Origin of the sequence: Citrobacter sp. Cf125 (assembly GCF_030333935.1) — a bacterium.
GTDB classification, from domain to species: domain Bacteria; phylum Pseudomonadota; class Gammaproteobacteria; order Enterobacterales; family Enterobacteriaceae; genus Citrobacter; species Citrobacter freundii.
Genome location: NZ_JAOWEY010000022.1, coordinates 378,830 through 391,805 on the forward strand (window position 1 = coordinate 378,830; position 12,976 = coordinate 391,805).

General features: G+C 52.7%; 10 protein-coding genes. All 10 read left to right on the forward strand.

What is annotated here, in order from left to right:
* The first annotated feature begins 171 nt into the window (after positions 1–171).
* On the forward strand, positions 172–702 hold the full coding sequence (locus OGV89_RS05960) for a Csu type fimbrial protein (protein ID WP_003020867.1): 531 nt from the start codon (positions 172–174) through the stop codon (positions 700–702).
* 14 nt (positions 703–716) lie between these two features.
* A complete protein-coding gene (locus OGV89_RS05965; RefSeq protein ID WP_003020869.1) occupies positions 717–1,439 on the forward strand; it encodes a fimbrial biogenesis chaperone in 723 nt (240 codons plus the stop codon).
* Positions 1,440–1,494: 55 nt separating this feature from the next.
* Positions 1,495–3,780 (forward strand): fimbria/pilus outer membrane usher protein, encoded by a 2,286-nt coding sequence (locus tag OGV89_RS05970; protein WP_286558288.1) that lies wholly within the window; start codon positions 1,495–1,497, stop codon positions 3,778–3,780.
* A 13-nt stretch (positions 3,781–3,793) separates the two neighbouring features.
* Complete coding sequence (locus OGV89_RS05975; RefSeq protein WP_137348156.1) at positions 3,794–4,762, forward strand: Csu type fimbrial protein; 969 nt, start codon at positions 3,794–3,796, stop codon at positions 4,760–4,762.
* A gap of 321 nt (positions 4,763–5,083) precedes the next feature.
* Positions 5,084–6,358: a Glu/Leu/Phe/Val family dehydrogenase gene (locus OGV89_RS05980; protein WP_003020877.1), complete on the forward strand. Its 1,275-nt coding sequence runs from the start codon at positions 5,084–5,086 to the stop codon at positions 6,356–6,358.
* A 325-nt stretch (positions 6,359–6,683) separates the two neighbouring features.
* Positions 6,684–7,754: a dihydroxyacetone kinase subunit DhaK gene (gene dhaK / locus OGV89_RS05985; RefSeq protein WP_003020880.1), complete on the forward strand. Its 1,071-nt coding sequence runs from the start codon at positions 6,684–6,686 to the stop codon at positions 7,752–7,754.
* 11 nt (positions 7,755–7,765) lie between these two features.
* Positions 7,766–8,398, forward strand: coding sequence for a dihydroxyacetone kinase subunit DhaL (gene dhaL, locus OGV89_RS05990; RefSeq protein ID WP_003020881.1), 633 nt, complete (start codon positions 7,766–7,768; stop codon positions 8,396–8,398).
* A gap of 10 nt (positions 8,399–8,408) precedes the next feature.
* Complete coding sequence (gene dhaM / locus OGV89_RS05995) at positions 8,409–9,839, forward strand: dihydroxyacetone kinase phosphoryl donor subunit DhaM (RefSeq protein ID WP_048217891.1); 1,431 nt, start codon at positions 8,409–8,411, stop codon at positions 9,837–9,839.
* A 170-nt stretch (positions 9,840–10,009) separates the two neighbouring features.
* Positions 10,010–11,722 carry an alpha,alpha-trehalase gene (locus OGV89_RS06000; protein ID WP_270612739.1) on the forward strand — a complete coding sequence of 571 codons (1,713 nt, stop codon included), beginning with the start codon at positions 10,010–10,012 and terminating at the stop codon, positions 11,720–11,722.
* A 207-nt stretch (positions 11,723–11,929) separates the two neighbouring features.
* Positions 11,930–12,952: an ABC transporter substrate-binding protein gene (locus OGV89_RS06005; protein ID WP_134215443.1), complete on the forward strand. Its 1,023-nt coding sequence runs from the start codon at positions 11,930–11,932 to the stop codon at positions 12,950–12,952.
* Positions 12,953–12,976: the final 24 nt, after the last annotated feature.

Consider the following 12,976-nt stretch of genomic DNA (forward strand, 5'->3'; position numbering starts at 1 on the left):
CACCCGTTGGTATTATTTTTTTGTCGACGACATCACCTTTTTCCTAAGTAAAATTCATTAGATCAACTGGCGTACACCTAATACTTATTCTAGGGTTAAATTATGTCTTCTTGTGCCACATTATTGTTTTTCTAAAGTAATAAATGTGGTTATTTGAAAAAGGTAAAGGATATGGCTCTAGTCTTAGACAAACGCTTAATTCTTTGTTGCTGCGCCTTTTCCATTATCTCTGTGGCAAATGCAGCAACCGTTAACGGAACATTTCAGGTGCTGATGACGATTCAAAAGGCCTGTACCGTGACTGCGGGTTCGGCTTCAAATATCACACTTGGTCCGGTGAATACCACGGCGACAAACACCAGTGCAAGCAACACTATTTCAATTAATTGCTCAAAAACCACGCCCTATTTTATCGGCCTGGCGCCGTCGGCTGCCAATGGAGGGACGACGACGGGCTCGGGCGCTATGTCCTCTGTGGCTAACGCTGCCACCAATACCGATAAAGTGCCCTATCAGCTAAATCGCACGTCAGCAACAGGTCCGGTATGGGGAAATACCGCCACCGACACCGCACCTGGGAATGGCGTAGCAGCGACAGGGACCGGTCTGGTGCAAACTTTTACTGTTTATGCCACCGCACCGAGCGCCAACTTCACTCCTGACGACTATGCCGACACGGTAACGGTTAACGTTAACTACTAACTTCAGGAAGCTAAATGAGAGTAAAACTGCCTGTTAAGCAGTGTGCCTGCGCATGCCTGCTAGGGATGGTTGCGAGCGCCAACCTTGCCACTGCCAGTGGGCTGCAAATAGCCCCGGTCACGTTAACGTTGCAAGCGACGCAAAATGCCGATGGTATCTGGCTGAGTAACGCAGGTGAAAATGTGCTCAATGCCCAGGTTCGGGTTTTTCGCTGGAGTCAAAGTGCTTATGACAACAAACTTTCCCCCTCTCAGGGGCTGGTGATAAGCCCGCCGATGTTGGCATTAGCCCCTGGAGAACGTCAGTTGATTCGAGTTATTCGCACAAGCCCTCCCTCGGCACATGCCGAAGACGCTTATCGTTTGTCGATAGATGAGTTACCGCCTGCAAAAGTTGAAAAAAATAAGCTTCAGTTTGTGCTGCATTATTCCGTTCCCGTTTTCATTCAACCAACATCAGCGGCACAAACGCAGGCAAAACTGCAATGGAAATTACAACAACTGGATGGCAAAAAATTTATTGAAGTCAGTAATCAGGGAAATGGGCATGCACAGTTATCTGCTGCAACATTTATAAGCCCTGACGGTACTAAAAAAGTCATTACACCCGGACTATTAGGCTACGTTTTACCAGGCTCAACAATGCGCTGGATAGTCTCCCCGTCGGCCAGTAATAACCATTATGGCGGGAAAATTGAAGTCACAATCAATGGCCAAAAAACAGTACAAGATCTGTAACAGACTCTGGCTTCTGGTGAAATATTGCTTTCTCAATGGAGTATTAATATCGGGAATGGTTTGCGCACAAACGCTGAATAATAACCAGAGTGAGAATGGTGTTATTAATAGCACCTCACAAATTACGGGAGTCGATTTGTATCTCGATGTCACCTTGAATGGGAATCCCGTTGGGCTGGTACATTTTGGCTACGATAATGGAAAGCTTTATGCGGGAGCTGATACCCTGAGTAAAATGGGCTTTCGCTTTGCTCCAGACGCCACTAACGCCGTCTGCCTGAACGATATCCCCCAGCTAACCATTGACTACAACGTTCAGTTGCAAACGCTCTCGCTTACTGCGCCACTTAGTTCACTCGATCTTGCAACCACGCAGCTTAACTCGCCTACCGAAACCGCGCCAACGGCAACAACATCACGCGGAGCGCTGCTCAATTATGATATCTATACCCAGCAGGGGGATGAGAGCGCAATAAATACCTTCAGTGAACTTCGCGCCTTCAATGCTGCCGGCGTGCTCAGCACCACCCAGTTGACGCAGTACTCCACTGAGGAATACGCCGATAACAGCTTTGAGCGCCTTGATACCAGCTGGCGTACCTCATTTCCTGATACGATGTTGGCGTTAACCGTTGGCGATACCCTGACAAGCTCACTCATCTGGTCCCGACCTACGCGTATTGGCGGCATTCAGATAGGCACCGATTTTGGTTTACAGCCCTATATGCCAACCACCCCACTCCCTGCATATCTGGGATCCGCGACGTTGCCATCAAACGTTGAGCTGTACGTGGACGGTGTCAGGTACTACAACGGAGAAGTCCCCGCAGGTAGTTTTCAGATCAACACCATGCCTAACATAAGCGGCGCGGGAACGGGTCAGGTGATGATGACAGACGCGCTGGGCAGAACGAGCGTACAAAATTTCTCGTTCTACAACGATCAGCAACTCCTGCGGGAAGGATTAACCGCCTGGTCGGCAGAATTGGGCACGGTACGCGAAAATTATGGTTATTCCTCTTTTGACTATGCCAGCGCACCGGTATTGAGCGCTACATGGCGTCGCGGGTTTAGCAATACGTTGACCGCCGGGGCTCACGCGGAAACCAGCGATGGACTGATTAACGCAGGCTTCAGTAACGACTGGATCCCGGGAACCCGCAGCGGCACATTTTCGACATCACTTGCCGCAAGTAGCGATTCAGGGCAGAACGGATTTCTGTACAGTTTTGGTTATCGTTGGTCCGGCGAACGGTTTAATTTCAGTACCAGTACCACGGCAACTTCTGGCGATTACCGCGATGTCGCCACCCATTATGGTGAGCCGCCCCCAACGCTTAACAGCAACACGGTCATTGGTTATTCGCTGGAATCTGTCGGAAATGTCAGCCTGAGTTACCTGCAGTTTCGTTATCCACACGAAAATGCGGTGCGATACGCTAACGCCAGCTGGTTCAAATCCGTTACAGACAACATCTCACTGAATGCCGGATTCAACCAGAACATTGACGATAACCGCGATCGCAGTCTCTATCTGATGGTAACGATTACCACTGATAACAATCTGAGCGCCAGCAGCACGCTACAACGCACCAACGATGAAACCGGCTATCAGCTCAACGCCAGCAAGACGCCGCCTGCCGACGGCGGTTGGGGCTGGAATCTGGCCGCCAGTCAGCAGGCTTCCCGACAAAGTGGCCAGGGAGAAGTAGGATATCTGGGGCGTTATGGTAAAGCGTACGCGGGATTCAGCCGTTTACCAGATAACCATTACGGCTACGCAGGCGCAACCGGATCGCTGGTGACCATGGGAGGCGGCTTGTTTGCAGCAAGGGAAATCAACAATGGTTTTGCCGTCGTCTCAACTGACGGCGTGCCTGATGTTCCAGTCAAATTGCAAAATAACCTGATTGGTCGCAGCGATGACCAGGGACTACTGCTGGTCACGCCGCTCAACAGTTATCAAAAAAACCTGATCAGTATTGACCCGATGGATCTCCCCACCAATATGCGGATCGCACGCGTTGAGACGAATGCCACGCCTGCAGATCGTTCCGGTACTTTGGTTAGTTTTGGCATCACCACCGTACGTGCTGCGCAGGTTATCCTCGTCGACAATCAGGGTAAGCCAATTCCTGAAGGCAGCATGGCTTACGCCATCAACGGAAAAGGACAGTCGTCTGTCGTTGGCTTTGATGGGATGACCTGGTTCGACACCCTGGAGCAGCACAACACGCTGCGCGTTGATACGGACACCGGTAGTTGTCGCGTACAATTTGACTATCCCGTGTCAGCAAAGGGGATTATGCAAATAGGCCCACTGGTTTGTCGCCCACACTAACAGGAGTACGTTCATGAGGTTAAGACATCTGCTACTCATCGCTGCCGTACTTTTTTGTCCCGCAATTAGCCATGCGGTAACCTGTTCGGTGAGCAATGTTCAACCCATAAATTTAGGTTCGGTCAATCCACTGTCTGCAACAGGCGCAACGTCATCAATGACGTTCAGTTACACCTGCGCCAAAGAGCTTGGTGACGCGCTGGCAGGGATCAATCTCTGTTTTAATATTGGCGCCTCGGCCGTCAGCGGCCAGGTGACACCGCGAAATATGTCAATAAGCGGAACGCCTGCCAGTACACTGGCATACCAGCTTTACCAGGATAGCGGGCGCACCAAAGTTTGGGGCAGCCAGTATCAGTCGGGAACCACTTTTCCCATGGTACAGCTTAACCTGCTGAATCTGACGCCAGTGACGGGTTCACTCACGGTATCGGCGCAGATCGTCACGCCACAAACCGCAGCCGTCCCCGGAAATTATCAGGATAGCTATACGACGGCAACAGCCCTTGTCACTCTCAATCCCGGATTGCTTTTCCCGCCAACAACCTGTGGCGATACGGTTGCCGCCAGGCTGCCTTTCACCGTATCGGCGACCGTAAGCAAACAGTGCAATATCACCTCTGCAACCGATATTAGCTTTGCGCCAGCCAGGGCGACCGGGCGTAACCTTACGGCTTCAAATACCGTGGGCGTAGCATGTTCCAATAACACGCCTTACACCATCGGGCTTCAGCCCTCCAACGGTAATACGGCAGGCAGCGGCGTGATGGCGGGCACGGGGTCAAATACGGATAAAGTCCCCTACCAGCTTAGTTCGACGCCAGGTCCTTCCGGTACGGTCTGGGGCAATACATCACTCAATACCGTCGCGGGCAACGGTACGGGAACAACAACTACCTACCCGGTTTACGCCACCGTCCCCAGCGCGAACTACACGCCAGACAACTATGCCGATACCGTTACCATCGCCGTAACCTACTGACCTCATCTTAACCGCAATAAAGCAAATACATTTTGTTATCAAATTATTTACTTTTAGAGGTGCGTCATAAATCTAACAAATTACGATTTTTATATATTATGCATATTAAATTACGCACCCTGCAAAACAACCCAAATACAAGCAAAGACAAAGAATAACTATTCAATCGCAAGTTAAAGCCCATACTAATCATGGCGATAATTCGTGCTGGTCGGGCAGGCCCTTCTATGAAAAAAATGTTAAATTTAGGTTTATATGGTGAGATTCACTGTATACCACGGCCAAATTAAGAACATATTACTTTTATAACTAAGGTTTATCATGGATAAGTTATCTTACGCTTCAGATAGCAGCACATCTGCCTGGAATACCTACCTGCAACAAATCGAGCGTGTGGCCCCTTACCTGGGCGAACTTTCCCATTGGGTGGATACCCTGCGCCACCCAAAACGCGCGCTGATTGTCGATATCCCGGTGCAAATGGATGACGGCACTATCCGTCATTTTGAAGGGTATCGCGTGCAACATAACCTCTCCCGCGGGCCGGGCAAAGGCGGTGTGCGTTATCATCCTGATGTTGATCTTAATGAAGTGATGGCCCTGTCCGCATGGATGACCATCAAATGCGCAGCGTTGAACCTGCCGTACGGCGGTGCCAAAGGTGGAGTGCGCGTCGATCCGTTCTCGCTGTCTGAAGGCGAACTGGAGCGTTTAACTCGTCGTTATACCAGCGAAATCGGCATTATCATTGGGCCGCAGAAAGACATTCCTGCGCCGGATGTAGGTACTAACGGAAAAGTCATGGCCTGGATGATGGATACCTACTCCATGAACCACGGCACCACCGTGACCAGCGTGGTCACCGGTAAACCTATTCACCTTGGCGGTTCATTAGGTCGTGATAAAGCCACCGGTCGCGGCGTTTTCGTCAGCGGTCTGGAAGTCGCGCGCCGTGCCAACATCGAAGTTGAAGGTGCTCGCGTTGCAGTGCAAGGTTTTGGTAACGTCGGCAGCGAAGCCGCCCGACTGTTCGCGGCAGCTGGTGCACGCGTGGTCGCGATTCAGGATCACACCGCTACGCTGTTTAACCCCACAGGTATCGACATGACCGCGTTGTCTGCCTGGCAGTTAGAGCACAAACAGATTGCCGGTTTCCCGGGCGCTGAAACCATCGCCAGCGAGGCCTTCTGGAGCCTGGATATGGATATTCTTATTCCGGCCGCGCTTGAGGGTCAGATCACCCGTCACCGTGCGGAAACCTTGACCTGTAAACTGGTACTTGAAGGCGCTAACGGCCCAACCTATCCGGATGCCGATGATGTGCTGGCAAGCCGTGGTATCGTGGTTGTGCCTGACGTGGTCTGTAACGCCGGCGGCGTAACCGTCAGCTACTTCGAATGGGTTCAGGATATGGCAAGCTTCTTCTGGAGTGAAGAAGAGATCAACAATCGCATGGACAAAATCATGACTGATGCGATGGTGCATGTTTGGGAAAAAGCAGCTGAGAAATCCTGCTCCCTGCGTACCGCAGCCTACATCGTTGCCTGCGAACGCATTCTGCTGGCACGAAAAGATCGCGGAATTTATCCGGGCTAACGCCGAAATCGACCATGCCTACAAACCACCTGTTCTGCAGGTGGTTTGTTTTCCATAAAAAATCGTTCAAAAACTTTCCGCACAAATACCGCCCGACCTCTCACTTTCGCTGTTTTATGCACCATGACGTTCCAATACGGAACATTATTATGCTGCTATGTTTCGTATTGAAACGCTCTTCACAGCAATTTTCTTTTGCAAACCCGTGTGCAAAATTACCTTATCGGCAGCGAGCGGTCGCCGTGGCGTTGTACAAACCGATACCCTACATCAGATGCCTGCCCGAATTTGGCAGCCATCCAGGACTGTCTGCGGAGCATAAATAATGAAAAAATTGATCAACCGTGTTGAAGACGTACTGAATGAACAACTCGCCGGACTGGCGAAAGCGTATCCTTCCCTGGCACTGCATCAGGACCCAGTGTATGTCACCCGCGCAGATGCACCGGTGATGGGCAAAGTGGCGCTGCTTTCCGGCGGCGGCAGCGGGCACGAGCCTATGCATTGCGGCTACATTGGTCAGGGCATGCTCTCCGGCGCCTGCCCGGGTGAGATTTTTACCTCCCCCACGCCGGATAAAATGTTCGAATGCGCCATGCAAATTGATGGCGGCGAAGGCGTGCTGCTGATAATCAAAAATTATACCGGCGACATTCTTAATTTCGAAACCGCTACCGAGCTGCTGCACGAAAGCGGCGTCAAAGTCACCACCATGGTGGTGGATGACGATGTGGCGGTGAAAGACAGTTTGTATACCGCCGGACGTCGTGGTGTGGCTAATACCGTATTGATCGAAAAACTGGTCGGCGCGGCCGCCGAACGCGGTGACTCGCTGGAAGCCTGTGCGGCGCTGGGTCGTAAGCTGAATAACCAGGGCCACTCCATTGGCATAGCCATTGGCGCCTGTACCGTTCCGGCAGCCGGACAACCGTCGTTCACGTTACAGGATAACGAGATGGAGTTTGGCGTAGGTATCCACGGGGAACCGGGCATTGACCGCCGCACCTTCACCTCTCTCGATCAGACCGTTGATGAAATGTTCGACACCCTGCTGGAAAACGGTAACTACAGCCGTACGCTCCGCCACTGGGACAACGTCCAGGGCGCGTGGCATGAAGGTAAAGAAAGCAAGCGTGCGTTACAAAGTGGCGATCGGGTTATTGCGCTGGTCAATAATCTCGGTGCGACGCCGTTGTCTGAACTCTTCGGCGTGTATAACCGCCTCGAAAGCCGTTGCCAGGATGCAGGCATCGTCATTGAGCGCAACCTGATCGGTTCTTACTGTACCTCTCTGGATATGACCGGCTTCTCCATCACCCTGTTACAGGTGGATGACGAAACGCTGAACTTATGGGATGCACCGGTTCACACCCCTGCCCTCAACTGGGGTAAATAAGGAGATTAATGATGTCCCTCAACAGAACACAGATTGTTAACTGGCTCTATCGCTGCGGTGAAATATTCACCACTGAAAGTGATTTTCTCACCGGACTTGACCGGGAGATCGGCGATGCCGACCACGGTCTGAACATGCATCGTGGTTTCAGCAAAGTCGTTGAAAAGCTGCCTTCCATCGCGGACAAAGACATCGGCTTTATTTTGAAAAACACCGGTATGGTGCTGCTCTCAAGCGTCGGCGGGGCCAGTGGACCGCTGTTTGGCACGTTTTTTATCCGCGCCGCCCAGGTGACTCAGGCTCATCAAAGCCTGACGCTTGAAGAGCTGTATCAAATGATTCGTGATGGCGCAGAAGGTGTGATTAGCCGCGGTAAGGCTGAACCTGGCGATAAAACCATGTGCGACGTCTGGCTGCCGGTAGTGGAGTCTTTACGCCAGTCATGTGAACAGAAGCTGAGCGTCCAGGCGGCACTGGAAGCGGCAAGCCAACAAGCGGAAGTCGCAGCGCAAAGCACCATCACCATGCAGGCTCGCAAAGGCCGCGCCAGCTATCTAGGTGAGCGCAGCATTGGGCATCAGGATCCCGGCGCAACGTCGGTCATGTTTATGATGCAAATGCTGGCTCAGGCGTCCAGAGAGTAAGGATAAAGCGATGGTAAACCTGGTTATTGTTTCTCACAGCGCCCAACTGGGCGAAGGCGTCGGCGTGCTGGCCCGGCAGATGTTAATGGGTGATGGTTGCAAAATCGCCATTGCCGCAGGCATTGACGATCCTGAGAATCCGATTGGCACCGATCCGATTAAGGTGATGGAAGCCATCGAGTCCGTGGCCGATACGGACCACGTGCTGGTGATGATGGATATCGGTAGTGCATTACTGAGTGCGGAAACCGCGCTGGAACTGCTCGACCCTAACATTGCCGCCAAAGTGCGTTTGTGCGCAGCACCACTGGTTGAAGGCACACTGGCCGCGACGGTTAGCGCCGCCGCAGGTGCTGATATCGATCGGGTCATCCGTGATGCCATGAACGCCCTCGACGCCAAATGTGAACAACTGGGTTTACCTTCGCCATCCGCAGCGAAACCCGCATCCGCTGAACTGTCTCCCGACGCTGATGCCCGTTCTGTTGCCATTGTGGTGAAAAACCCTAACGGCATCCACGTCCGCCCGGCTTCGCGGCTGGTTTCTGCGTTGTCTGGTTTTAACGCCGACATGTGGCTGGAGAAAAACGGCAAGTGTGTGGTCCCTGATAGCCTGAATCAAATAGCCCTGCTGCAGGTACGCTGTAATGACACGCTACGCCTGATTGCTAAGGGCGAACAGGCAGAGGATGCGCTGGCCGCATTTAAACAGTTGGCGGCAGAGAATTTTGGTGAATCGCTCGAGCCCGCGCATACTGATAACAAGGCAACTCTGGCTCCCTCAAAAGTCACGGGGACGGCATTTTGTCACACGCCGTTCTCGCCAAAGGTAAACCCGCAGTCCGCCGCATCACTGCAGGCTGAGCAGCAGCGATTACAGACCGCCATCCAAAGTACGCTGAACGATCTGAGCGAACTCACCGCTCTTGCTGAAGAACGATATTCCGCAGATATCGCCGCCATCTTCTCCGGTCACCACACGCTGTTGGACGATCCTGAACTGTTTGAAATGGCCTGCGATGTAATGCGTGAAAAACAATGCAGCGCCGCCTGGGCCTGGCATCAGGTGCTGAGCGATCTCAGCCAGCAGTATTTACAGCTCGATGACCCTTATCTGCAGGCGCGATACATTGATATTGAAGATTTGCTGTCTCGTTCACTGCAACATTTGACGGGAGAGAGCGCACAAATTCCCGCGTTCTTGCGCCCCACTATCCTGGTCGCTGATGTCATTTATCCGTCTACGGTACTGCAACTCGATCCGAAGACCATCAAAGGTATCTGCCTGCGGGACGGCAGCGAAGCCTCTCATCCGGCGATTATCGCTCGTGAAATGGGTCTGTGCTGGATGTGTCAGCAAGGCGCTGCTCTCGATAGCATAAAGATGGGCGATACTCTGACCATTGACTGTGTCACACAGCGGATAACCCGCGCAAACTGATACCGAAGCACACCCTTTTCGACAAAGGGTGTGCTTCTTCCCTATTCGCGTCGGGAAATGTCTGTTTGTTCGCAAAATGGGGTGTCGATCACGCGCAACGGTCGATCCTGAACTAAGGTTTTCTCATGGTAAATGCCGCTACTTCGGCACACCGCTAAGGAGATTAACCGATGATAACGCCTGCAACTCGCCATCCAGGCCTGCTTTCTGTTGCAATAAAACTGACTCTCGCCAGTACCTTTTTTGCCCTTTCCTCTTTTGCCGTCAATGCAGAAGACGCGCCAGCCGCTACAACGCAGCCGCCAGATATCCTGCTTGGACCTCTGTTTAACGATGTACAAACGGCTAAACTGTTTCCAGACCAGAAAACCTTTGCTGACGCGGTGCCTAACAGCGATCCTCTCATGATCCTTGCCGATTACCGGATGCAGAAAAATCAGTCCGGATTCGACTTACGCCATTTTGTGGAGGTGAATTTCACCTTACCGAAAGAAGGCGAGAAATACGTTCCCCCGGCCGGGCAATCATTACGCGAACATATTGACGGACTGTGGCCGGTCCTCACCCGCTCGACAACTGACGCTGAAAAATGGGACTCGCTACTGCCACTTCCAGAGCCGTATGTGGTGCCTGGCGGGCGTTTTCGCGAAATATATTATTGGGACAGCTATTTCACCATGCTGGGGCTTGCCGAAAGCAATCACTGGGATAAGGTCTCGGACATGGTGGCAAACTTCGCTTACGAGATTGATTCCTGGGGACACATTCCTAACGGCAACCGCACCTACTACCTGAGCCGTTCGCAACCGCCGTTCTTTGCCTTTATGGTTGAACTGCTGGCGCAGCACGACGGGAATGACGCGCTGAAAAAATACCTCCCGCAGATGCTCAAAGAGTACAGTTACTGGATGGAAGGCGTCGAAACACTCCAGCCCGGTCAGCAAAATAAGCGCGTGGTTAAACTGGATGACGGTACCATTTTGAACCGCTACTGGGATGACCGCGATACGCCGAGGCCAGAGTCCTGGGTCGAGGATATCGCCACCGCTAAAAGCAACCCCAATCGCCCTGCCACAGAAATCTACCGCGACCTGCGTTCAGCGGCTGCGTCCGGCTGGGATTTTAGCTCCCGCTGGATGGACAATCCTAATCAGCTGGGCACTCTGCGCACCACCAGCATCGTTCCGGTCGATCTCAATGCGTTGATGTACAAAATGGAAAAAATGATCGCCCTCGCCAGCAAGGCTGCCGGTGATGATGCCAAAGCGGCGCAGTACGATGGCTTCGCTAATGCCCGACAAAAAGGGATCGAAAAGTATCTGTGGAACGACAAAGAAGGCTGGTATGCCGACTACGATCTGAAAAGCCATAAAGTACGCAATCAGCTCACGGCCGCCGCCCTGTTCCCGCTGTATGTCAATGCGGCGGCAAAAGATCGCGCCAGTAAAGTCGCCACAGCCACCCAGGCACATCTGCTGCAACCGGGCGGCCTTGCTACCACGTCGGTGAAAAGCGGCCAGCAGTGGGATGCCCCCAACGGCTGGGCCCCGCTCCAGTGGGTCGCAGCATCCGGGTTACAGAATTACGGTCAGGATAACGTTGCGATGGATGTGACCTGGCGATTCCTTACCAATGTGCAGCACACCTACGATCGAGAGAAAAAGCTGGTTGAAAAATATGACGTGAGCACCACCGGCACCGGCGGTGGTGGCGGGGAATATCCATTGCAGGATGGTTTTGGCTGGACCAACGGCGTCACGCTAAAAATGCTTGACCTGATCTGCGCCAAAGAGAAGCCCTGTGACAGCGTACCCGCATCGCGGCCAACACCGACAAGTACACCACCAGCCGAGCCTAAAAAACAGACTCAACCGACGCCATAACGTCATTACCTGAGCCGTTTTACTCCCCGAATCCGCGCTTCGTCGCGGATTTTTCTGTCATATTTTTCGCTATTTAAGCTGCCTCTATCCCCTCTAGCCCTTATGGGGTATCCGGTGTTTTCATCCGTGAGAATTTGATTCTGAACATGTTTTTATTCGCTGTATATGTAAATATATAGCGAATTTGTAACCTTCAGGATACTGATAATGGCACTGACAAGACGGATGTTTGCCCAACTCGTGGCATCTGCACTGCTGCTACGCCATCTTCCCGCATTGGCGCAAACGCCGCTAACCGTTGCCGTTGGAGGCTCGCCAGGGCCGAATATAACCCTACGCGTGGTCAGTGCTGGCGCGCCCGCTGACATGCTACTGCTGGCTGTCGCGCCAGAAAAAGTGGTGGGTTTTTCCTCCTTTGATTTCTCTCGCCAGACCGCCATCCCGTTTCACGATGATATTCGGACTTTACCGAAACTGGGCAGGCTGGCGGGCCGCGCCAGCACGCTCTCGCTTGAAGCACTCCTGGCGCTTAAACCCGACCTGGTTGTTGACTGCGGCAATGCCGATGAAACCTGGCTTTCTCAGGCCAGACAAGTGAGCGCACAAACTCACATTCCCTGGCTGCTGATTAACGGCGAACTGCGCCATACCCCAGAACAGTTGCGCGCAGCCGGTGAAGCATTGGGCGTCGTCTCGCGTACTGCAATGCAGGCCGCGCTGGCCCGTCGATTTATCGATAATGCAATAGCTTTCTCGCATACAGCTGCAGCGAATCTGCGTTTTTATGCCGCGCGCGGTGCCAGAGGACTGGAGACAGGTTTACAAGGTTCTTTGCATACCGAAGCGGCAGAACTGCTGGGGCTACAGAATGTGGCGCACATCCCCGGAAGACAGGGGCTCACACAGGTTTCAATGGAAAATCTGCTCAGCTGGCAGCCCGATATTATTTTGGTGCAGGATGCGATGACAGCGCAGCACCTACGAGAAGATCCGATCTGGCAAGGGGTCAAAGCGGTTGCTGACCGGCGCATTCTGTTTCTCAGCGGTCTGCCGTTTGGCTGGTTGGATGCACCTCCTGGCATCAACCGTTTACTGGGGTTACGCCGCCTGCACGCCTGGCTTGAACCGCAGGTTAACAAGAGCTTTAAAGCCGATATGCAGCGCTACAGCGAACTGTTCTGGCATACCACGCTAAGCGATGCACAGTATCAACGTCTGGTGGCAGTCTGATGAAAACATCTACCCTCGGTTTTC